The sequence below is a fragment of the Actinophytocola oryzae genome (genome assembly GCF_004364325.1).
Taxonomy (GTDB): Bacteria; Actinomycetota; Actinomycetes; order Mycobacteriales; family Pseudonocardiaceae; genus Actinophytocola; species Actinophytocola oryzae.
The window spans coordinates 1-21,375 of the sequence record NZ_SOCP01000030.1; the positions used below are offsets into that span (position 1 = coordinate 1).

Genomic DNA, 21,375 nt, shown 5'->3' on the forward strand with positions numbered 1-21,375 from the left:
AAGGCGTCCGCTACGACGAGAACATTCACATTCGCAACCGCTCCAAGGCCCTTCAACCGCCCACAGCGGCCTGAGGTTGACAGAAGGTGTCTCATCGGGCCTCCTCCCACACGGGGGCCGGGGGTTCGAGCTCGGGTTCGACGTCCTCGCCGACGGTGACGCGCATGGCGTCGGCCTCGCCGAGCGCCTCGACGTCGGAGGCGACGGCGCTGGGCACCTTGGCGTCCGGCGGCGGCAGCTGGAGCGGGCTCTCGTGGAACTCGACGCCCTGGTGGCACGGCAGGGTCAGGCGGAAGCAGGCGCCCTTGCCCGGCTCGCCCCACGCGTCGAGGCCGCCGCCGTGCAGGCGCGCGTCCTCGAGGCTGATCGCGAGCCCGAGTCCGGTGCCGCCCGTGTGCCGGTTGCGGGACGGGTCGGCGCGCCAGAAGCGGTTGAACACGAGGCCGGCCTCGCCGTTGCGCAGGCCGACACCGTAGTCGCGGACGGTGACGGCGAGCGCCTCGCCGTCGACGGCCATCCGCAGCCGCACGGGGTGCCCGTCGCCGTGGTCGACCGCGTTGGCGAGCAGGTTGCGCAGGATCCGCTCGATGCGTCGCGAGTCGACCTCGGCGGAAGCCTCGTCCTCGGGCAGGTCGAGGATGATCTCGGTGCCCGCGGTGCGTGCGATGGTGGCGACCGCCCGCGCGGCGCGGACCGCGATGGGCCGCACGTCGATGTACTCGGCGGCGAGCTCCTCGACCCCCGCGTCGAGCCTGCTGATCTCCAGCAGGTCGCCGAGCAGCGACTCGAACCGGTCCAGCTCGTCGACCAGCAGTTCGGTGGAGCGGGCGAGGCCGGGCGGGAACTGCTCGCGGGACGCGTGGAGCACGTCCGCGGCCATCCGCACGGTGGTCAGCGGGGTGCGCAGCTCGTGGGAGACGTCCGAGGTGAACCGGCGCTGCAGCCCGCCGAACTCCTCGAGCTGGCGGATCTGCCGCTCGATGCTCTCGGCCATCTTGTTGTAGGACTGGGCGAGCCGGGCGACGTCGTCCTCGCCGACGACGACCATCCGTTCGTCCAGCTCACCGCCCGCGAACCGCTCGGCGGCCTGCGCGGCGCTGCGGACCGGCCGCACGACCTGCCTGGTCACGAGGTTCGCGATGCCCGCGAGCAGGAGCAACAGCACGAGCCCGCCGACGAGCAGCGTGCTCTGCACGACCGCGATCGTCGACTGCTCGGCGGACAGCGGGTACAGCATGTAGAGCTGCATCTTCTGCTGTCCGGTGTGGAACGGCGCGCCCACGATGAGGAACGTGGTGCGGCCGGAGTCCCGGTCGACCGTGTGGATCTGCACGGAGAGCTGGTCGTTCTCGACGAAGTGACGCAGGCTGTCCGGCACGTCGGCGTAGGGCCCGACGCTCGTCATCGTCTCGCCCTGGTAGGGCTGCGGGGTCGCGAGCACCGGCTCGAAGGTGCCTGCCGACGAGCTGACCGTGCCGGTGTTCGGCGTGGAGCTGGTCAGCTTGTTCAGCGCCTGCTGGAGCCGGTTGCGCACGAGGTCGGCGGACAGGTTGACACCCTGGAGCTCACGCTGCGCGACGGCCACCGAGTCACGGGTGGCCGCGATCGCCGCCTCCTCCTTCGTCTCGAGGAGGCGGTCGGTGATCTGGTTCTGCAGCACCATGCCCAGCACGAACACCACCGCGGAGGAGAGCGCGAGCGTGCTCACCACGACTCGCACCTGCAGCGAGCGCCGCCACAGCTCGCCGAAGCGCACCGCCTGATGCTGTCCGAAAGCGACCGCGCGGGCGCCGTAACGGGCGACCGCGCGGAGGTACCGCTTCATCGTATGTCTCCGATCACGGTGGTCCGGCCTTGTAGCCGACGCCGCGCACCGTCAACACCACCTCGGGGTGCTCCGGGTCGGTCTCGACCTTGGACCGCAGCCGCTGCACGTGGACGTTGACCAGCCGCGTGTCGGCCGCGTGCCGGTAGCCCCAGACCTGCTCGAGCAGCACCTCGCGCGTGAACACCTGCCGAGGCTTGCGGGCGAGCGCCACCAGCAGGTCGAACTCGAGAGGCGTGAGCTGGATGGCGACACCGTCGCGGGTGACCTCGTGGCCGGGCACGTCGATGGTGAGGTCGCCGATGGACAGCATCTCGGCAGGCTCGGAGTCGGTGCGGCGAAGCCGGGCTCTGACCCGCGCGACCAGCTCTTTCGGCTTGAACGGCTTCACGACGTAGTCGTCAGCGCCGGACTCCAGGCCGAGCACGATGTCGACCGTGTCGCTCTTCGCGGTGAGCATGACGATCGGCACGCCCGACTCGGCGCGGATCGCCTTGCACACGTCGATGCCGTTGATACCGGGCAACATCAGGTCGAGCAGTACCAGGTCGGGCCTGAGCTCGCGCAGCGCGGGCAACGCCCGGTTGCCTTCCGCCACCACCGCGGTGTCGAAACCTTCGCCCCGCAACACGATGGTCAGCATCTCGGCCAGAGCCGGGTCGTCGTCCACTACCAGCACACGTGCCTTCATGGTTACATCGTCGCACTTCGTGAGGCTCATTCGTGCGGGACCCGGTCGGTTCATCCGGTTACCGCAATTCGGGTGACATGTTGTAACGCTTCGGCCAGCTTTGGCAATCTACCTGGTGAACTGCGGAACTGTGCTCGGGGGAGGACGCGGATGGGCATCCGACGGCTCAACCACGCGGTGCTCTACGTGCGCGACGTGACACGCAGCGTGCAGTTCTACACGGACGTGCTGGGCTTCCGGGTGGTCCACTGTCGCCCGAACGCGGCGTTCCTGAGGGCCGCGGACTCCGACAACGACCACGACCTCGGCCTGTTCCAGTCCAGGGGTGCCGCGACGAGAGCCGCGGGCGCGGGCCTCTACCACCTCGCCTGGTCCGTAGGCACCCTCCCGGAGCTGGCGACGTTCGCCGACCGCCTGGCGACCACCGGCGCCCTGGTCGGCTCTTCGGACCACGGCGTCTCGAAGTCCCTGTACGGAAAGGACCCGGACGGCCTGGAGTTCGAGATCTCCTGGTTCGTCCCCCGCGACCGCGTGACGGACGAGATGTCGGCCACCACCACGATCGGCCGCCTCGACATAGCCGCGGAAATCTCGCACTGGGGCGAGGACCTGGTAGGCGCCCCGTAAGTCCCCCCGGCACCGCACCGAAGGACATCCCTCCAAGAGGCCTCGCTCACCACCTCAGCCGTTCTGAAGGACGCCTTCCTGACGCCCAGCGTCAGGAAGGCGTCCTTCAGTGCACCGCCAGGCCAAGGGTGAACCGCACCCGACCCACCGTACTCGACAAACCCGAATGAAAGTCCCACTCATGCATAAGGGACCCCCCGATGCCAACGCTACCAGCGAGCACCGACAAAACGCGGCCAAAAAGTGGCACCCGACAAAATCCCCACCCGCCAAACCCGAGCGAAAGTCCCATTCATACCCCTGGGGGTCCCCCGGTTTCAACACTACCCGCACCCACCGACAACGCCGTGCGCCCGACGGGCAAACGGCAACGGATTCACCTCCGAGCCCGAGCGAGAGTCCCACTCATGCGCCAGGGGGTCCCCCGGATGTCAACGCTACCGGTTGGCACCGACCGATGCCGACGCACGAACGGCAAACGGCAACAGATTCACCCACCGAACCCGAGTGAAAGTCCCTTTGATGCGGCAGGGGTCCCCCGGTTTCAACACGACCGGTAGGCGCCGACAAATCTCAGCTCGCGAACGGCAAATGGCGACAAGTTCACCCACCTAACCCGAGCGAGAGTCCCATTGGTGCACCCGGGGGCCCCGGTTTCGACACTACTTTGGGGTGCCGACAAAAAGCGGGTGGTAAACGGCAAATGGGGATGGGGTCACCTGGTCAGATCGAGCGAATGGGACTTTCGTGCCCCTGGGGGTCCCCCGGATTTGAGTTTACCGGATTGGGGTGACAGTTTTGTCGGCTCCCAGCACGCTGTCACTCTGCCAGTTTCTTGGCCAGTTCCGCCGTGTCGGGGACCGTCGAGCCGTCCACCACGTGCCACGGTGCCAGCCAGTCGGCCGCCGCCAACCCGTCGTACACCGCCGCCACCCGGGACTGGAGCGCGTCGTCCGACTCCCACGTGTCCCGGCCCCGGTCCGCCTCCGTCTGCGCCCTCCGGGTCGAGCGGGCCGCCGCGATCACCGGGGGCACCCGCAGCAACAGGTGGGCATGCGGCACCGGCACCCCGAAGCGCCCCAGCTCGATCTCGTGGACCCATCCCACGAACTCCCCACCAGCACCCTGATGCAGCCGAGCCGCCCCGAAAGCCGCGTTGGAGGCCACATAACGGTCCAACAGGACATAGTCGTGAGCATCCAACAGAGCGCGAATGTCCGGCGCCGCCTCGCGACGGTCCAGTGCGTACAGCATCGCCATGCCGTGCACCTCGTCGCCGAACGCACCGAGGCGCCCATGTAGACCGTCGCGGATCAGGTCGCCGTACACCGACACGCCGTACCGCGGGAACGCCATCCTCGCCACCCGGCCCGCCAGCGCCCCCTCCAACGCCTCCGCCAGCGTCCGCTTGCCCGCCCCGTCGATACCCTCGATCACGATCAGTCGTCCCACGGCGGGCAACCCTATGCGAACGGTACGTGCCACCACGGGCTGGTCCGGTCCGCCGTCAGCAGGCGGTGCGGGCCCAGCACCGACGCGTACAGGTGCCCGTACGCCTCCCCGTCGAACCTGAGCACCCGACCCAGTGCGTAGCCCGCGCTGAAGTCGGCCCACGACGTGTACTGCCTGCGGCACAGCTCACCGGCACGCAGCACGATGCCCTCGGCGGTCCGGTAGTCGCAGAACCGGGCGCCGAAGCCCCAGCGCGCCATGTTCACCGCACGGCCGAAGTCGTAGCCCGACACGCTGGTCACGACGCCGTCCGACGGGAGAAGACCGTCGGTGCGGAAGCGGGACTCGTAGCGGGTGATGACGGCGGCCAGCTCGGCCAACTCGGCCACCTCCACCGGCTGTCCTCGGGGCAGGTCGCCGATGGCTTTCTGCCACGTGGGCAGGTCGTAGTGGCCCTGTCCGCGCAGCAGGGTTTGACGCACGTTCAGCACCGCGTCCGCCTCCGGGCCCACGTTCTGTCCGGCCAGCAGGTACTCGACCTGCCGCGACCAGTCCTCCGCGGTCTCCACGCCCCAGCTGTCGGCCAGCGTCTCGCGGTCGGCCCGGTAGTCGCGCGCGGGATCGTCCATCGCGTTCCACGGCCTCGAGACATGCACCGGGATGTGCGCGCCGCACGCGAACCCGTGCGCCAGCGGCCCGTAGAACGGGCCCTGCCGGGCGCTGACCACCCCCTCCACGTGATCACACACCACCACGCCGCGAAGTGTAGCCACGTGCAACGACCAACGCCCTCGGCTCCGTCCTGTCGGCATGAGACTTCTGTTCGTGGCCGTGCCCCTGCTGCTCGTTCTCACGGCCTGCGGTCAACGAGCCGGCAGCGCGCCGGACCCGCTGCGTGGGAGGACGTTCATCGCCACCGAGGTGACCGAGGACGGCAAGCCCCGGGAGATGACCGCGGAGCTGTCCGTCGAGTTCACCGACGACGGGCGGCTCATCGCGCGGGCCGGCTGCAACATGATGCAGGGGGAGGTCGACACGAGTGACAGCAAGATCACCATCGGCGGCGAGGGGCTCGGCATGACCGGGATGGGCTGTGACCCCGAGCGCCACGAGCAGGACTCCTTCGTCTCCTCCGTGCTCGGTTCGACGCCGTCCTGGGAGCTGGCCGGTGACCGGCTCACGATCACCTCCGGCACCACGACCTTCGAGATGGCGCCGCGCGAGCTGGTCACCCCCGACCGCGACCTCGTCGGCACGACCTGGGAGCTGGACACCGTGGTCGACGGTCAGACCGCGTCGAGCATGCCCGCGGGCGCCGAGCCGGTGACGCTCGTGTTCGACGGCACCAAGGTCGTCGCCGACACGCACTGCAACGGTGTCACCGCCGAGTACACCGTGTCGGGTGACACGATCGTGTTCGACCTTGGTGTGATGACGAAGATGGCGTGTCCGCCTGAGATCATGCTGGGCGAGGACGCGGTGGTCGACGTGCTGTCCGGCGACGCGAAGTACGAGATCACCGCCGACAAGCTGTCGTTGGACGGCTCGTCCGGCAAGGGGATCCAGCTGCATGCCAAGTGACCTGCCCGAGGTGGGGTTCGACGGCCAGGCCGAGTTCGCGGCCTGGCTCGCCGAGCACGCCGACACGCCCGGCCTGTGGCTCAGGATCGCCAAGAAGGGCACCGGCCTCGTCTCGGTCGACCACGACCAGGCCCTCGAGGAGGCGCTGCGGCACGGGTGGATCGACGGCACCGCGCGCCGCGTCGACGACCAGTGGTTCGTGCAGAAGTTCACGCCGCGCGGTCGCCGGTCGCGGTGGTCCCGGATCAACCGGGCGTCGGCCGAGCGGTTGATCGCGGAGGGCCGGATGTTCCCGCGCGGTCTGCGTGAGGTCGAGGCGGCCAGGGCCGACGGGCGCTGGGATGCCGCCTACGCGAGCCCCGCCAACTCGACCGTGCCGGACGACCTGGCCGCCGCACTCGCCGCGTCCCCTGCCGCCGCGGCGTTCTTCACGACCCTGACCAGCCAGAACCGCTATGCCATCCTGTACAGGGTGGAGGAGGCGAAGCGGCCCGAGACCCGGGCGCGGCGCATCGAGAAGTTCGTCGCGATGCTGGAGCGCGGCGAGACCATCCACTAGCGATCTCACGTTTCGTGGACGTGGGGCGTCTTCCCGGTGTGATCGTGAAACCGTTCGAACAGGTAGTGGCCGAGTACGGACCGATGGTGCTGCGGGTCTGCCGCGCCGTCGTCGGTCCGACCGACGCCGAGGACGCCTGGTCCGAGACGTTCCTGGCCGCCCTGAAGGCCTATCCGGACCTGCCTGCCGACGCCAACCTCGAGGCATGGCTGGTCACGATCGCGCACCGCAAGGCCGTCGACATCACGCGGGTCCGAGGGCGCTCGCCGATCCCCGTCGACGAGGTGCCAGAACGGCAGAGCCCGGCGCGGGCGGTGGACGGCGACCTGTGGGACTCGGTGGCGCGGCTGCCGGACAAGCAGCGTGCCGCCGTCGCCTACCACTACCTCGCCGGACTGCCCTACCGGGAGATCGCGCTGATCACCGGCGGCACCACCGACGCGGCCCGGCGGGCGGCCTCGGACGGGATCAGGGCCTTGCGGGCCACCACGAACAGGGAGGAAGCGAGATCATGATGACGATGTCGGACGACGCGTTGTTCAGCGAGCTGCCGGAGATCGACGCGGCGACGACCCGCCGCCTGCACGAGCGGCTGACCGCGGCCGCGGCGCGGGAGCGGCTGCTCGACGTGGCCTACCGCACGCTCGACACCCCGGTCGGCACGCTGCTGCTGGCCGCGACCGAGGAGGGTCTCGTGCGGGTCGCCTACGCCCGCGAGGACCACGACGCGGTGCTGGCGAAGCTCGCCGACGCGGTCAGCCCTCGGATCCTGCGTGCCCCGGCGCGGCTGGACCCCGTGGCCAGGCAGCTCGGCGAGTACTTCGACGGCGGCAGGCAGACCTTCGACCTGCCGCTGGACCTGCGGCTGGCCAGGGGGTTCCGCCTCGCGGTGCTCACCCACCTGCCTGCCATCGGCTACGGGCGGACCGAGAGCTACGCGCAGGTCGCGGCGGCCGCGGGCAGCCCGAGGGCGGTGCGGGCGGTCGGCACGGCGTGTGCGACCAACCCGCTGCCGGTCGTCGTGCCGTGTCACCGGGTGGTGCGCTCCGACGGGTCCTACGGCGGCTACGTCGGCGGTGAGGACACCAAGCGGACGCTGCTGACCCTGGAGGCGGCAGCGTGAGCGGAGCTTGCGGAGCGAACCACCAGCACTCACGACGTCACCTCGACTGCGGAGGGCGCCGGTGTAGCGGAGCCCGCGGAGCGTTCCGGGGCCACGGAACGGGTGAGGGGACGGCGTGAACAAGTACACGAAGCGGGTTGCCGCGGCCGACTGGGCCGCGGTGACCGCGGAGGTGGACGAGTACGGGTGTGCGCTGCTGCCGCAGCTGCTCACGGCGGCGGAGTGCGCGAAGCTGGTGACGCTGTGGGACCAGCCGTCCCACTTCCGGGCGACGGTCAACCTCCGGCGTCACCGCTTCGGGGACAACGGCGACTACCACTACTTCGCCGAGCCGTTCCCGGAGCCGGTCCAGGCGCTGCGGGAGGCGCTCTACCCGCGTCTGCTGCCGATCGCACGGGACTGGGCCGGACGGCTCGGTCGGGACGCGGAGTGGCCGGACACCTTGGCCGAGTGGCTGGACGTCTGCCACGAGGCGGGCCAGAAGCGACCGACCCCCATCCTGCTGCGCTACGAGGAGGGCGGCTGGAACGCACTGCACCGCGACCTCTACGGCGACAAGGTGTTCCCGCTGCAGGTGGTGATCAACCTGAACCAGCCGGGTGTCGACCACACGGGTGGCGAGTTCCTGCTGGTCGAGCAGCGGCCACGGGCCCAGTCCCGCGGTACGGCGACGCTCGTCCCGCAGGGCCACGGCCTGGTGTTCACCACCCGCGACCGGCCTGTCGCCTCGGCGCGCGGCTGGTCGGCGTCCCCGGTGCGCCACGGTGTGTCCGCGGTCCGCTCCGGCCGCCGCCACACCCTGGGCCTCGTCTTCCACGACGCGACCTGACACGGCGACCTGACACACGGCGAGAGGCCGGCCCCCACCGAGATGGGGGCCGGCCTCCGCGTAGAGCTGGGACTCAGTACCGGTAGTGGTCGGCCTTGTACGGGCCGTCGACGTCCACGTCGATGTACTCGGCCTGCTCCTTGGTGAGCTTCGTCAGCTCGCCGCCCAGCGCCTCGAGGTGGATGCGTGCCACCTTCTCGTCGAGCTTCTTCGGGAGGCGGTACACCTCCTTGTCGTACTCCTCGTTCTTGGTGAACAGCTCGATCTGCGCGATCACCTGGTTGGAGAAGGAGTTCGACATCACGAAGGACGGGTGGCCGGTCGCGTTGCCGAGGTTCATCAGGCGGCCCTCGGACAGCACGATGATCGAGTGCCCGTCGGGGAAGACCCACTCGTCGACCTGGGGCTTGATGTTGATCCGCTTGATGCCCGGGTAGCGGGCGAGGCCCGCCATGTCGAGCTCGTTGTCGAAGTGGCCGACGTTGCCCAGGATCGCCTGGTGCTTCATCTTGGCCATGTGCTCGGCCATGACGACGTCCTTGTTGCCCGTCGTCGTGATGATGATGTCGGCCCTGTCGAGCACGCTCTCGAGGCGCTGCACGTCGTAGCCGTCCATCGCGGCCTGCAGGGCGCAGATGGGGTCGACCTCGGTGACGATGACGCGCGCACCCTGGCCACGCAGCGACTCCGCGGAGCCCTTGCCGACGTCGCCGTAGCCGCAGACGACCGCGACCTTGCCGCCGATCAGCACGTCCGTGCCGCGGTTGATGCCGTCCACGAGCGAGTGGCGGATGCCGTAGCGGTTGTCGAACTTCGACTTGGTGACCGAGTCGTTGACGTTGATCGCCGGGAACAGCAGCTCACCGGCCGCGGCCAGCTGGTACAGCCGCAGGACACCGGTCGTGGTCTCCTCGGTGACGCCCTTGATCTCCTGGCCCGCGCGGGTCCACTTCTGTTTGTCGGTCTCCAGCGACCGGCGGAGCAGGTCGAGAATGACCTTCCACTCCTCGGCGTCGTTGTCGTCCGCCTCCGGCACGACGCCCGCGGCCTCGTACTGCGTGCCCTTGTGCACCAGGAGCGTGGCGTCACCGCCGTCGTCGAGGAGCATGTTCGGCACGACGCCACCCGGCCAGGTGAGCATCTTCTCGGTGCACCACCAGTACTCCTCGAGCGTCTCGCCCTTCCACGCGAACACCGGGACGCCCTTGGGCTCCTCGGGTGAACCGTGCGGACCGACGGCGACCGCGGCGGCCGCGTGGTCCTGCGTGGAGAAGATGTTGCAGGACGCCCACCGCACCTCGGCGCCCAGCTCCACCAGCGTCTCGATGAGAACGGCGGTCTGGATGGTCATGTGGAGCGAGCCGGAGACCCGCGCCCCGCGCAGCGGGTAGACCTCGGCGTACTCGCGGCGGAAGGCCATCAGGCCCGGCATTTCGTGCTCTGCGAGCCGGATCTCCTTGCGACCGAACTCGGCGAGTGACAGGTCCGCCACCGCGAAGTCCAGATCACCCACCGTTCGCAAGTAGCGGGTGAGGGTCTCGCTCTGGGTGTTTACTGCGGTCATCCCGTACATCCTCCAAACTCAACGGCCGCCCAGAACACTACCGTTGCCTCCAGGGGAGCTACTGGAGTGCCCATAGAGCCGAAGGAGGCAGGCCTGTTGTACCCGCCCGGGCCGGACACCCGAGTGGTGGAGCTGCGCGTACACGGAGTGATGGGCACCAGGCCGGAGGCACTCGTCTCGGCGGTCGCCGCGGTCGACGTGGCGGGCGACGGCGTCGGACGGATCGTCCAGCCCGCCGACCGCCTCCTGCGACCCGCGCCAGGGCCCGTGCTGCGGGCCGAGGGGCAGTCGATCCCCCGCATCGTCGAGGGCTACTCGTGGGGTGGCATGACCTCCGGCGGCGCGGCGAAGGCGGCGTGGGCGCTGCTGTTCCCCTTCTCACTCGCCAACGTCGCACACTGGATGCTGCCGCCGATCCCCAGCGGCCACCGGCTCGCCGGATGTCTCGGGCTCGCGGCCCGCACGCTGCTGCGGCTCGCCGCGGTGCTGCTCACCGTGTTGCTCGTCACGCAGGCGGCCGTCGTCAGCCTGGACCTGGTCGCGGCGCAGTGCCTCGCGCCCGGCTCGCCGTGCCTGACCGTCGTGCCGGACTGGCTGCGTGCGACCTACCTCGTGCGCCCGGCGATCGGCCTGGTGCCGGTGCTGCTGCTCATCTACGTGCTGCACCGGATCTCGTGCGTCGCGTGGGAGGTGGACGGCACGGCCAACCCGCCGCCGACGCCCCCGAACACACGGGTGGCGCTGCCCGGCACGAACCTGGTCGCCGACCCGGACACGCCGACGCTGCGGGCACTGCACCTGGTGGCGGCCCTGGCGACGGTCGCGCTGCTGCCGCTCGGGGGTCCGCTGAAGATGCCCTCGGCGCCCGTGCCCGCGGCGTTGTGGGCGCTCGCGCTGATCCTGCTGGCCGTCGTGCTGCTCGGGGTGCTGCTGCTGGACGACCCGCGCGGCGCGACACCGTCGCGGGCCGGGCGGTGGGTGCGTGCCGCGCTGGGCCCGTGGACGCGGCGCGTGCTGTTCGCGGTCGGCGGCCTGCTGGTGGCGGCCGCCGCGGCCAGCCGGGACCCGCTGGAGCTGACCGGCACGACGGCGACGGTCGAGGCGATCGCGGCCGTGCTGATCGTGGTGGTCGTCGTGTTCAGCCTGCTGCTGATTCCTGCCGCGGTGATCGCCCGGCATGAGTGGCGCGGCAGGCCTCGCGAGCTGCGGCCCTGGGCGGGCGGTTGGATGGCGGCCCCGGTGGTCGCCGTCGCGGCGCTGCTCGGCGGCGGTTTCGGCGCGGGACTCGGCTACGCGGTACGGCAGCTGCTTGGTTCGTCCGGTATGACGGTTCCGCCCGGTTACGAGCCCGTGACGCTGCTGTGGGGAGCGGGGGCCGTGCTCGGGCTCGTGGTGGCGGTGGTCGTGGCGCCGTTCGTGCTGGTGCGGCTGCGGCGAACCGAGTCGGCCGAGGCGACGCTGCTGGGTTCGCCGGTGCGGAGCTGGCGGATGGCGAGCTGGCAGCGGCGGCACCTGCACCACGTGGTGCTGGCGTGCGCCGGGGTGCTGTCGGTCGGTGCCGTGGTGGCGCTGTACCTGCGGTTCACGACGGTGCCGACGTGGCTGACGCCGCTGTCGACGGTCGGGGTGCTGGCGCTGGGCGCGCTGGCCGGTGGCCTGCTGCGGGCGGTGTACAACGCGGCGCGGGCACCGGAGTCGGCGCGACAGCTGGGAGTGCTCGCGGACCTGGCGTGTTTCTGGCCGAGGGAGGCGCACCCGATCGTGCCCCCGTGCTACGCGGTGAAGGTCGCGCCGGAGCTGGCGGCACGGACGGCGACGCACCTGCGCGACCCCGGGACCCGGGTGGTGCTGGTCGGTGAGAGCCACGGCAGCCTGCTGGTGGCCGTCGCGGCGGCCCGGTTGCTCAACTCGCTGAACGAACCGGAGCGCAGGCGCATCGGCATCGTGACCGTGGGATCGCAGCTGCAGTGGGCCTACACCCGCGCGTTTCCCGCGGTGCTGCCGTTCTCGGCGCTCGGCACGCTGGCCGGTGAGCTGGGTACGAGGTGGCGGTCGCTGTGCCGGGGCACCGATCCCCTCGGCGGTGCGGTCACCACGTGGCGGCGGCAGGTGTTCGACGACTCGTTGCTGGGGATGGGTTTGCGGCCGGACGGCACGCCGGGGCCGCTGTCGGCGGCGGCGCGGAGCCCACACGGGGCGCTGGTGCTTGGCCTGGACCACTGGCTTCCCGACCCGCCGCGTGAACCGGTCCCCGGACGGCGGTGGACGCCTGGCCTGCAGCGCCACGGCAACTACGCGGCCGACCCGGAGTGGGACCGGGCGATCGCCATGGCGGCGGGCTTCGACCCGGCCGAACCGGCGACCCTGCACGTCGCGAGGTGAGCGAGGCCCTCAGCGCAGGGCGGCGAGCAGCGCGGCGGCCGTGGTGTCGTGACCGGCCTGTGCGAGGAGGCCCGCCGGACCGAGGCGGCCGTCGCGGTCGACCACCACGCGGGCGTTGCGGAGTACCGGACCCAGGTCGGCCCTCAGGTTCTTCTCCAGTTCGGCCAGCGATTGCGCGTGGCGGAAGACACCGCCCGACAGGACCAGCACGGTCGCGCCCGTCGGGCCGAGCCTGCCCACCATCCGCAGGTGGCGGCGGATCGCCAGGGTCGCCGCCAGACGGGCGATCTCCAGGTCTGCTTCCCGTTCGTCGTCGGTGGCGGGCACGAAGTCCACGTTCTCGTTGCGGTGCGCGGACTTCGCCGCCAGAGGGGTGTCCTGCGCCAGCAGGCGTTCCGTGATCGCCTCCGCCACCACACCGGGGGCGCTGACCCGCATGCCTATGTCGCCCTCCACCGTCCGCCGGTCGGGCGGGAGTGCCACCGTCGTGGCCGGCGTGTCGTCCGCCGTGGACACCGCCGAGTAGACGTCCGTGGTCGCGCCGCCCACGTCCACCACCAGCACCGCGCCTTCCTCCTGTGCGGCAAGGGTTGCCACGCCGGACAGGACAGCGTCCGGGGTCACCGTGCGCACCAGGTCGCGGAAGCGCCTGCCCCGGGACAGGCCCTTGCCGCCGATCACGTGTGCCAGGAACACTTCCCGGATCGCCGCGCGGGCCGGGTCAGGCGCCAGCTCACCCACGTCCGGCAGCACGTTGTCCGTCGCCACGACCGTCCGGCCCGCCAGCAGCGACAGGGCCTCCGGCTGCGCGGACTTGTTGCCCGCCAGCACCACCGGCACCGTCACCCTGGCACGACCGAGGCAGGCTGCGTTGTGCAGCAACACCTTCTCGTCGCCACCGTCCGTGCCACCCACCAGCAGCACCACGTCCGGGTCGGACGCACGCAGCGCGTACACATTGGACAGCGGCCCGGCGGACACGTGCACCACCTTCGCGCCTGCCGACAGAGCCACGCGGTGGCCTGCCTCCGCGCTCACGAGCCTTTCCTGGCCCACCACCGCCAGACGCAGGCCGCCACCCGCCGAGGAGCACGCCAGGACCGACGAGGCAGGCGGCAGCGCGGAGGTCACCGCCGCCACCCCGGTCATCACCTCGGGCGGGGTGGTCCGGTGCTGGGCCACCCCGGCCAGCGCGCCGTCCGGCGCGACCACGACGCCCTTCGTCCACGTGGAACCGACGTCAAGACACAGGTGCATTCTTGCCCAACGACGAGTGGCGGCGACCGTACGAGAAGTACACGATGACGCCGATCACCATCCAGATGAAGAACCGCAGCCACGTCAGGATCGTCAGGTTCAGCATCAGCCACAGGCACGCCAGGATCGCCAGGGTGCCGATGATCGGCAGCCCCGGCACCCGGAACGAGCGCTCCAGGTCCGGGCGCGTGCGCCGCAGGATCATCACGCCGCCGGACACCAGGATGAACGCGAACAGCGTGCCGACGTTGACCATCTCCTCCAGCTTGCCCGCCGGGAAGAACGTCGCCGCCAGCGCCACCAGGGTGCCGACGAGCAGCGTCGCACGCACCGGCGTGCCGCGCTCGCCGGTGCGGGACAGGGACTTCGGCAGCAGGCCGTCACGGGACATCGCGAACAGCACACGCACCTGGCCCAGCATCAGCACCATCACGACCGTCGTCAGACCGGCCAGCGCGCCGACCGAGATCACGTTCGCCGCCCAGTCCGCGTGGTTCAGCTGGAACGCCGTGGCCAGCGTCTTGTGCTCGCCGTCCTTGCCGGTGGCCAGGTCCGTGTACTTCACCATGCCCGTCACCACCAGCGACACCGCCACGTACAGCACGGTCACGATCGCCAGCGAGCCCAGGATGCCGCGCGGCACGGCCTTCTTCGGGTTCCGGGTCTCCTCGGCGGTCGTCGCGACCACGTCGAAGCCGATGAACGCGAAGAACACCAGCGAGGCGCCCGCCAGCAGGCCGAACACGCCGAACGCGGAACTGGAGCCGCCCGCCAGCCACGAGAACACGGTCTGGTCCACACCCGTGGACCCCGCGCCCGCCCCGGTCGAGCCGGGCGGGACGAACGGGCTGTAGTTCGCCGCCCTGATGAACGTCAGGCCGAAGAAGATCACGAACAGCACGATCGCGACCTTGATGCCGGTGATGACCATGCTGACCCGCGACGACAGCTTCGTGCCGAACGCCAGCAGCACCGTCAGGATGATCACGAGCAGCAGCGCGCCCCAGTTGACGGTCACGCTGCCGATGCCGAACGTCGTCTTCACGTCCGTGCCGAAGATGTAGGACAGCACCGTGGCGAGGTACTCCGACCAGCCGGTCGAGACCGCAGCGGCGCCGACCGCGAACTCCAGCACCAGGTCCCAGCCGATGATCCACGCCACCAGCTCGCCGAACGTGGCGTAGGAGAAGGTGTAGGCGCTGCCCGCGACCGGCACGGTCGAGGCGAACTCCGCGTAGCACAGTCCCGCGAGGCCGCACGCGATCGCGGCGAGGACGAACGCCACGGACACCGACGGCCCGGTGAAGTCACCGGCCGTCCGCGCGGTCAGCGTGAAGATGCCCGCGCCGATGACGACGGCGACACCGAAGACCGTGAGGTCCCACGCGCTGAGGTTCTTCCGCAGTCGCGAGCCGGGCTCGTCGGTGTCCTTCATCGACTGCTCGACCGACTTGGTGCGCAACAAACCGCTTCCGGGCATGTCGCCGCCCTTCTCGTCCCCCGACCGTCCCCGTTCCGGCTGACGATATCCGCTGTCGGGGCTCAGGTGGTGACGAGCGAAGGTCAGGCGGTCGAGGGGGTGCGGTCCAGGTCCGGTTCGAGGTAGATCAGGCCCGCCGCTTTCACGGCCTCGCGGATGCGGGCCTCGGCCGCGTCGATCTCGGCGGCCACGTCGGTGAGCGGCAGCCCCGGCTCCAGCGCGATCTTGGCCGCGACGAGCAGCTCGTCCGGCCCGAGGTACTGGGTGCGGATGTGGATCAGGCGCTGTACCCGGCCGCCGACGATGGCCGCGCTGATCCGGTCCAGCTCGGGCGGCGTGGCGCCCTCGCCGATGAGCAGGCTCTTCATCTCGATGATCAGGATGATCGCGATGACGCCGAGCAGCGCGCCGATCATCAGGGTGCCGATGGCGTCCCAGTAGGGGTCGCCCGTGAGGACCGACAGGCCCACGCCGAACAACGCGAAGACCAGGCCCAGCAGCGCGCCCGCGTCCTCGAGCAGCACCACCGGCAGCTCCGGGGTGCGGGACTGGCGGATGAAGCCCCACCACGACACGTCGCCCTTGATCTTGCGGGACTCGACGATCGCGGTGCGGAAGCTGTAGCCCTCCAGTCCGATCGCGACCACCAGGATGATCACGGCCACGATCGGCGTAGTCAGCGGCTCCGGGTGCTGGAGCTTGTGGATGCCCTCGTAGATCGCGAACGCCGAGCCGAGCGTGAACAGCATCAGCGCCACGATGAACGAGTAGAAGTACCGGTCGCGGCCGAAGCCGAACGGGTGCTCCTTGGTCGCCCTTCGCTTGGACGTGCGCTGGCCGAGCAGCAGCAGGCCCTGGTTGGAGGTGTCCGCCACGGAGTGCACGGCCTCCGCCAGCATCGACGACGCGCCGGTGATCGCGAAGCCGACGAACTTCGCCAGCGCGATCCCCGCGTTCGCCGCCAACGCCGCGAGGATCGCCTTCGTCCCGCCCCCTGCGCTCACCGGCCCACTCCCTAACACCATGTCGGATTTGTCGCGCTGTGCAGCCTAGAGACTCACCTGACCTGCTGTCTCGGCACCTGCCGAAAGATCACACCCCTGGGGTCGCGACGAACGCCCTGGTACCCGGCGAGGCGGGCGTCAAAACCACGTCCGGGTCGCCGGCGGGGATCCACACCGACTGCCCACGGCCGAGCGTGGTGTCCCCGCAGGACAGCTCGCCGTCGATCGCCACCAGGATCCTCGGGATGCCAGCCGCCAGCGTCACCGGCGCCTCGTCGTCCGTCCACTCCAGCCTGGACAGCTCGAACTCCGGCGCGGGGGTCCGGTAGACGTGCCGCGCGCCCGCCGCCTCGCCGGTCGTCACGGCCATGTCGCCGTAGCCGAAGTCCAGCACCCGCAACAGCTCCGGTACGTCGACGTGCTTGGGCGTGAGTCCGCCGCGCAGCACGTTGTCCGAGTTCGCCAGCACCTCGACACCCGTGCCGCGCAGGTAGGAGTGCAGGTTGCCCGCGGGCAGGTAGATCGCCTCACCGGGCTCGAGCACGATGCGGTTGAGCAGCGCGGCCGCCAGCACGCCCGCGTCGCCGGGGTAGCTCTCGCCCAGCTCCAGCAGCGTGCGGCACTCCAGCTCGAACTGCCCGTGTTCCTTGACGTGCAGGACGCACTCGTCGAGCAGCTCCGGCACGAGCTGGTCGATGGCGGGCTGCGGCAGCGTGATCCACGTGGTGAACAGCGCACGCAGGCCCTCGCGGTTCGGCTGCCCCGCGATCAGCTCGACGTAGGGCGCGAGGCCGGGCGTGGACACCGCACGCAGCAGCGCGACCGTCTGGTGCGGGTCGCGGAAGCCGGCCAGCGCGTGGAACTCGGTCAGCGCGCACAGCAGCTCTGGCTTGGGCGTGGGGTCCGGGTAGTTGCGGTTCGAGGCGTCCCTCGCGATCCCGCGTGCCTCCTCGCGGGCATACCCTTCGGCGGCCTGCTCCGCCGACGGGTGCGCCTGCAGGCTCAGCGGCTCCTCGGCCGCCAGGACCTTGAGCAGGAACGGCAGCCTGCCGTCCCACCGCGCCGCGACCGACTCGCCGAGCTGGCCGACCGGGTCGGCGGTCAGCACGTCCACGAGGGACTCGCCGCCCACCCGGGACGGGTCGCCGGGATGGGCGCCGAGCCACAGCTCGGCCTGCGGGTGCGGTGCGGGCACCGGGGTGCCGAGCAGCCCTGCGATGGCGGTGCGGGAGCCCCAGGCGTAGGGGCGGACCGGGTTGTCAAGCAGCTGCACGAGCGTTCACTCCCTCGGCCGGGCGGACGTGTAGCGGGTGGTCCCGCCGGTCGTCCCGGCCGCCAGCCCCACGTACAGGGCGGCAAGCTCGAAGCGCAGTGCGAGCACGGCCGCGCAGGCGGTCGTGTCCGCGGTGATCTCCTCGCCCGGCGCGATCAGGTCCGCGTCGGGCAGCATGTCGGCCGCGAGCCTGCGGACCGGGTCGGTCGGATGTGCGTTGATGGCCAGCAGGAACGCACGCAGGGGCGTCGACGCCGACGGCGACAGGTCGTCCGGGTCGGCGAAGATGTCGGTGCCCGACGCGGCCTGTGCGGCGGCGCGGTGCAGTGCGGTGCGGCTCGCGGCCTGCTGGTAGGGCGCGACGTCGCACACGATGTCGGTGTGGGTGGCGAGCATCTGCGCGGCGTAGAGGGCCACGCCCGTCGCCACGTCGTCGAGGCCCCACAGCAGCGGGGTCCGCTCGGCGAGCCGCAGCGCGAGCGCCTTGGCCGGGTTCACGAACGACTCGTGCTGCATGTGGCCGCGCTCGGCCTCGCGGTCCAGCTCGTCGGCGACCATGTCGAGGTCGGTGCGCAGCAGCTCGAGCGTGGTGGTGGTGAACAGGCCCGCGGCGAGGGCACGCGGGAAGCCGAAGCCGGGTGGCACCGGCACGCGGGGGGTGATCAGCACGGACTTGCCGGCGGCAGCGGCGGCCACCGGCCCGTCCTCGGGGGCGGTCAGCACCACGCTCGCGCCGTAGCGGCCCGCGCGGTCGATCGACTCGGCCAGCTCGATGTCACCGGGGTCGTCGGTGTGCGCGACCAGCACGTCGAGCGGGCCGAGCCACGGCGGCGCGGTGTCGGTCAGCACGACCGGCACCGGGCAGGCGCGGCCGAGGAGCGTCATCAGCAGCTTCGCCGCGACCGGGCCGAGGCCGGGACGGGTGAGCAGCACCAGCGCGCGTGGGCGGTGGCCGGCGAGCCGGTCCATGCCGGCGTCCCTGCCGGCCTCCAGTGTCGCCCGCACCTGCGCACCCGCGCGGGCGGACGCGGGCAGCAGCCCGTCGGCGTCGACGTCGGTCAGCCGGCCGAGGTCGTCGAGCAGGGTGTCGTCGACCGCCGCACTCACTCGCTCGTGCCTTCTTCGTTCGGCTTCGGCTCGATCGCCTCGTCGAGCAGCAGCACCGGGATGCCGTCCTCGACGCGGAACTGCCGCCCGCACGACGTGCAGGTCAGCACGTCGGCCGTCGGGTCGGTCGGCGTGCCGGCGTGCAGCGGCGCGTGGTCGTCGGACGGGCAGGCGAGGATCTCCAGGAGCCTCGGGTCGAGCTGGACGGCCATGTCCCCTCCAAGGGTTCGGTCAGGCGCGGACGATCGCGAGCACCTCGTCGCGGATGGCGGCGACGGCGTCGGCGTCCTGGGCCTCGATGTTCAGCCGCAGCAGCGGCTCGGTGTTCGACGGCCGGATGTTGAACCAGCCCCCGTCGGGCAGTTCCACCGTAAGGCCGTCCAGCTCGTCTGTGTGCACGCCTTCGCGGGCCGCGAACGCCTCCTTGACCGCGGCCATCCGGCCCGCCTGGTCCTCGACGGTCGAGTTGATCTCCCCGGAGGCCGAGTAGCGGGTGTACGCGCTGGTCAGCGTGGACAGCGGCCGGACGTCCTCACCGAGCGCGGCGAGGACGTGCAGCGCGGCCAGCATGCCGGTGTCGGCGCGCCAGAAGTCGCGGAAGTAGTAGTGGGCGGAGTGCTCGCCGCCGAAGATCGCGTCCGTCCTCGCCATCTCGGCCTTGATGAACGAGTGGCCGACGCGGGTGCGGACGGGCTTGCCGCCGTTCTCGGCGACGATCTCCGGCACGCCCTTGGACGTGATCAGGTTGTGGATGACCGTGCCGCCGGGTGCCTTCTTCAGCTCGCGGACCGCGACGAGCGCGGTGATGGTGCTCGGCGGCACCGGCTCGCCGCGCTCGTCGACCACGAAGCAGCGGTCGGCGTCGCCGTCGAACGCCACCCCGGCGTCCGCGCCGACCTCGCGCACCTTGGCCTGCAGGTCGACGATGTTCTTCGGGTCGAGCGGGTTGGCCTCGTGGTTGGGGAAGCTGCCGTCCAGCTCGAAGTACATGGGGACGATGTCGATGGGCAGGCCGTCGAACATGGCGGGCACGGTGTGGCCGCCCATGCCGTTGCCCGCGTCGACGACGACCTTCAGCGGCCTGCTGTGCGAGAGGTCGACGAGCTTGCGCAGGTAGGCGACGTACTCGGTGAGCATGTCGCGGGTCTCGAGCCTGCCGGGGGCCTTGCCCTCCGAGGGCGGCGTCCCCGCCTCGACCTCGCGCTGGATGTCGGTGAGGCCGGTGTCCTGGCCGACCGGGGCCGCGCCCGCGCGGCACAGCTTGATGCCGTTGTACTTGGCGGGGTTGTGGCTCGCGGTGAACATCGCGCCGGGCAGGTCGAGGCTGCCTGAGGCGAAGTACAGCATGTCCGTGCTGGCCAGGCCGATCATCACCACGTTGACGCCCTCGCGGGTTGCGCCCTCGGCGAACGCGCTCGCGAGGCCGGGCGACGAGGCCCGCATGTCGTGGCCGATCACGATCGCGCCCTCGGTCACCTGACGGGCGTACGCCGCGCCGATGTCGCGGACGAGGTCCGTGTCGAGCTGCTCGCCGACGACACCACGGATGTCGTAGGCCTTGAAGACTCCGGACAGGTCACGCACCAGTGCTCCCCGAGAAGGTCGGCGGATTTGCCTCTGCGAGCCTACCGGCGTGGCGGTCCGGCGCGAGTAGGTGTTACCCGTGTTCGGTTCGCCGGGAAGGGCGCGGTCTACTCGGGTACCGGGTTGCGCAGAACCCGCAGGTGGCCGCGGCGACCGGTGGTCGACGTGCCGGGCGACGGCTCCAGGTTGGGCTCGATCGGCCGGTCGGGCCTCCCGGCCTCACGAACCGCCTCGGCCAGCGCGGTCAGGTCGTCGACCGTGGGCTGGGGGGCGGCGAACTCGCCGTCGTGCCGGACGACCTCCCACCCGCGCGGGACCGTGAGGCGCAACGCGTGCTCCTCGCACAGGTCGTAGCTGTGCGGTTCGGAGTAGGTCGCGAGCGGGCCGACGACGGCGGTCGACTCGGCGTAGGCGTAGGTCAGGGTCGCGACGGCCGGGCTTCCGCACCCGGTCCGCGAACACTTCCGCACGCTGCGCACGAACGTGGACGATAGCGCGTCCGGGGGGAAATAGCCCCTCGCCACACCGTGATGGGTCGCAGGCTCGATACCCTCAGGGGTGTGACCTCGACACGCGGCAGGCTGAGCCGGCGGCGGCGCCCCAACCGGGACCGCCACGGCCGTGGGCTGCGCGGGTCGCTGTACCCCTCGACGCTGCCCGCCGCGTCGACCCGCGCCGAGCGGTTCGACGCGCTCGTGCTCGCCGCCCTCGAGCCGATCGAGGCCCGCTGGCGCACGGAGCTGACCAAGCTGGACGTGGCGGTCGACGACGTCCCGGACGTCCGGGGCGAGGACGAGGAGGCGATCGCGGCCGAGGGCACGCTGACCGACGCGGGCGTGCCGCTGGCCAGGCTCGTCCCGGCGGGCATGGACCAGCGCGGCCTGCCGACGAAGGCGCGGATCGTGCTGTTCCGCAGGCCCCTGGAGGCACGTGCCCGCGACGGCGCCGACCTGGCGGAGCTCGTGCACCACGTGCTGGTCGACCAGGTGGCCAACTACCTCGGGGTCGACCCGACCGTCATCGACGGCGAGAGCTGA

Annotated in this window: 21 protein-coding genes; 8 read left to right on the forward strand and 13 right to left on the reverse strand. The window is 71.0% G+C overall.

Translation table 11 applies throughout. The annotated features are described in order from the left end of the window. Positions 1–91: 91 nt before the first annotated feature. Positions 92–1,825 (reverse strand): MtrAB system histidine kinase MtrB, encoded by a 1,734-nt coding sequence (gene mtrB, locus CLV71_RS44875; RefSeq protein ID WP_133909087.1) that lies wholly within the window; start codon positions 1,823–1,825, stop codon positions 92–94. 13 nt (positions 1,826–1,838) lie between these two features. Continuing rightward, positions 1,839–2,516 carry an MtrAB system response regulator MtrA gene (gene mtrA, locus CLV71_RS44880; protein WP_075123969.1) on the reverse strand — a complete coding sequence of 226 codons (678 nt, stop codon included), beginning with the start codon at positions 2,514–2,516 and terminating at the stop codon, positions 1,839–1,841. 150 nt (positions 2,517–2,666) lie between these two features. On the opposite strand from mtrA, the gene CLV71_RS44885 reads away from it, so the two are divergent. Further along, positions 2,667–3,143 (forward strand): VOC family protein, encoded by a 477-nt coding sequence (locus CLV71_RS44885; protein WP_133909088.1) that lies wholly within the window; start codon positions 2,667–2,669, stop codon positions 3,141–3,143. An 819-nt stretch (positions 3,144–3,962) separates the two neighbouring features. Here CLV71_RS44885 and CLV71_RS44890 read toward each other — a convergent pair. Beyond that, positions 3,963–4,595, reverse strand: coding sequence for a dTMP kinase (locus CLV71_RS44890; protein ID WP_243867439.1), 633 nt, complete (start codon positions 4,593–4,595; stop codon positions 3,963–3,965). 11 nt (positions 4,596–4,606) lie between these two features. Further along, positions 4,607–5,350 carry a DUF1266 domain-containing protein gene (locus tag CLV71_RS44895; RefSeq protein WP_166664519.1) on the reverse strand — a complete coding sequence of 248 codons (744 nt, stop codon included), beginning with the start codon at positions 5,348–5,350 and terminating at the stop codon, positions 4,607–4,609. A gap of 55 nt (positions 5,351–5,405) precedes the next feature. Between CLV71_RS44895 and CLV71_RS44900 the strand changes: the two genes are divergently transcribed. The 5 genes from CLV71_RS44900 (at position 5,406) to CLV71_RS44920 (ending at position 8,687) form a co-directional block, all read left to right on the forward strand. Further along, positions 5,406–6,176, forward strand: a complete 771-nt coding sequence (locus tag CLV71_RS44900) for an META domain-containing protein (protein ID WP_133909090.1) — start codon at positions 5,406–5,408, stop codon at positions 6,174–6,176. Beyond that, positions 6,166–6,735: a YdeI/OmpD-associated family protein gene (locus CLV71_RS44905; protein WP_133909091.1), complete on the forward strand. Its 570-nt coding sequence runs from the start codon at positions 6,166–6,168 to the stop codon at positions 6,733–6,735. Before CLV71_RS44900 ends, CLV71_RS44905 begins: the two co-directional genes overlap by 11 nt. Positions 6,736–6,773: 38 nt before the next feature. Then, the gene (locus CLV71_RS44910) at positions 6,774–7,250 is read left to right on the forward strand and encodes an RNA polymerase sigma factor (protein WP_133909156.1); all 477 of its coding nucleotides are present in this window, start codon (positions 6,774–6,776) and stop codon (positions 7,248–7,250) included. Between the two features lie 5 nt (positions 7,251–7,255). Then, positions 7,256–7,858: a methylated-DNA--[protein]-cysteine S-methyltransferase gene (locus CLV71_RS44915; RefSeq protein WP_243867463.1), complete on the forward strand. Its 603-nt coding sequence runs from the start codon at positions 7,256–7,258 to the stop codon at positions 7,856–7,858. Between the two features lie 115 nt (positions 7,859–7,973). Then, complete coding sequence (locus tag CLV71_RS44920; RefSeq protein WP_133909093.1) at positions 7,974–8,687, forward strand: 2OG-Fe(II) oxygenase; 714 nt, start codon at positions 7,974–7,976, stop codon at positions 8,685–8,687. Positions 8,688–8,760: 73 nt separating this feature from the next. On the opposite strand, the gene ahcY is transcribed toward CLV71_RS44920, so the two are convergent. Beyond that, positions 8,761–10,251 (reverse strand): adenosylhomocysteinase, encoded by a 1,491-nt coding sequence (gene ahcY, locus CLV71_RS44925; RefSeq protein WP_133909094.1) that lies wholly within the window; start codon positions 10,249–10,251, stop codon positions 8,761–8,763. A 66-nt stretch (positions 10,252–10,317) separates the two neighbouring features. On the opposite strand from ahcY, the gene CLV71_RS44930 reads away from it, so the two are divergent. Then, positions 10,318–12,633 carry a hypothetical protein gene (locus tag CLV71_RS44930; protein WP_243867441.1) on the forward strand — a complete coding sequence of 772 codons (2,316 nt, stop codon included), beginning with the start codon at positions 10,318–10,320 and terminating at the stop codon, positions 12,631–12,633. Positions 12,634–12,642: 9 nt separating this feature from the next. Here CLV71_RS44930 and CLV71_RS44935 read toward each other — a convergent pair whose 3' ends face one another. The 8 genes from CLV71_RS44935 to CLV71_RS44970 form a co-directional block, all read right to left on the reverse strand. After that, positions 12,643–13,845 (reverse strand): glutamate mutase L, encoded by a 1,203-nt coding sequence (locus CLV71_RS44935; RefSeq protein ID WP_243867443.1) that lies wholly within the window; start codon positions 13,843–13,845, stop codon positions 12,643–12,645. Positions 13,846–13,873: 28 nt separating this feature from the next. Continuing rightward, positions 13,874–15,370 (reverse strand): amino acid permease, encoded by a 1,497-nt coding sequence (locus CLV71_RS44940; RefSeq protein ID WP_133909096.1) that lies wholly within the window; start codon positions 15,368–15,370, stop codon positions 13,874–13,876. 83 nt (positions 15,371–15,453) lie between these two features. Continuing rightward, positions 15,454–16,374, reverse strand: a complete 921-nt coding sequence (locus CLV71_RS44945) for a cation diffusion facilitator family transporter (RefSeq protein ID WP_133909097.1) — start codon at positions 16,372–16,374, stop codon at positions 15,454–15,456. Positions 16,375–16,462: 88 nt separating this feature from the next. Then, the gene (gene manA / locus CLV71_RS44950; protein ID WP_133909098.1) at positions 16,463–17,647 is read right to left on the reverse strand and encodes a mannose-6-phosphate isomerase, class I; all 1,185 of its coding nucleotides are present in this window, start codon (positions 17,645–17,647) and stop codon (positions 16,463–16,465) included. 6 nt (positions 17,648–17,653) lie between these two features. Then, positions 17,654–18,754 (reverse strand): phosphoheptose isomerase family protein, encoded by a 1,101-nt coding sequence (locus CLV71_RS44955; protein WP_133909099.1) that lies wholly within the window; start codon positions 18,752–18,754, stop codon positions 17,654–17,656. Beyond that, positions 18,751–18,966 carry a Trm112 family protein gene (locus CLV71_RS44960; RefSeq protein ID WP_133909100.1) on the reverse strand — a complete coding sequence of 72 codons (216 nt, stop codon included), beginning with the start codon at positions 18,964–18,966 and terminating at the stop codon, positions 18,751–18,753. The genes CLV71_RS44955 and CLV71_RS44960 overlap by 4 nt, the downstream gene beginning before the upstream one ends. Before the next feature lie 19 nt (positions 18,967–18,985). Next, a complete protein-coding gene (locus tag CLV71_RS44965) occupies positions 18,986–20,338 on the reverse strand; it encodes a phosphomannomutase/phosphoglucomutase (RefSeq protein WP_133909101.1) in 1,353 nt (450 codons plus the stop codon). A 107-nt stretch (positions 20,339–20,445) separates the two neighbouring features. After that, positions 20,446–20,817, reverse strand: a complete 372-nt coding sequence (locus tag CLV71_RS44970; protein WP_133909102.1) for a DUF3499 domain-containing protein — start codon at positions 20,815–20,817, stop codon at positions 20,446–20,448. 81 nt (positions 20,818–20,898) lie between these two features. Between CLV71_RS44970 and CLV71_RS44975 the strand changes: the two genes are divergently transcribed. Further along, complete coding sequence (locus CLV71_RS44975) at positions 20,899–21,375, forward strand: metallopeptidase family protein (protein WP_243867445.1); 477 nt, start codon at positions 20,899–20,901, stop codon at positions 21,373–21,375.

What these genes read in the sequence shown, in the direction of transcription:
- mtrB (WP_133909087.1), bottom strand. Translation starts at nt 1,825, where the DNA reads ATGAAGCGGTACCTCCGCGCGGTCGCCCGTTACGGCGCCCGCGCGGTC.
- mtrA (WP_075123969.1), bottom strand. Translation starts at nt 2,516, where the DNA reads ATGAAGGCACGTGTGCTGGTAGTGGACGACGACCCGGCTCTGGCCGAG.
- CLV71_RS44885 (WP_133909088.1), top strand. Translation starts at nt 2,667, where the DNA reads ATGGGCATCCGACGGCTCAACCACGCGGTGCTCTACGTGCGCGACGTG.
- CLV71_RS44900 (WP_133909090.1), top strand. Translation starts at nt 5,406, where the DNA reads ATGAGACTTCTGTTCGTGGCCGTGCCCCTGCTGCTCGTTCTCACGGCC.
- CLV71_RS44905 (WP_133909091.1), top strand. Translation starts at nt 6,166, where the DNA reads ATGCCAAGTGACCTGCCCGAGGTGGGGTTCGACGGCCAGGCCGAGTTC.
- CLV71_RS44915 (WP_243867463.1), top strand. Translation starts at nt 7,256, where the DNA reads ATGTCGGACGACGCGTTGTTCAGCGAGCTGCCGGAGATCGACGCGGCG.
- ahcY (WP_133909094.1), bottom strand. Translation starts at nt 10,251, where the DNA reads ATGACCGCAGTAAACACCCAGAGCGAGACCCTCACCCGCTACTTGCGA.
- CLV71_RS44940 (WP_133909096.1), bottom strand. Translation starts at nt 15,370, where the DNA reads ATGCCCGGAAGCGGTTTGTTGCGCACCAAGTCGGTCGAGCAGTCGATG.
- CLV71_RS44960 (WP_133909100.1), bottom strand. Translation starts at nt 18,966, where the DNA reads ATGGCCGTCCAGCTCGACCCGAGGCTCCTGGAGATCCTCGCCTGCCCG.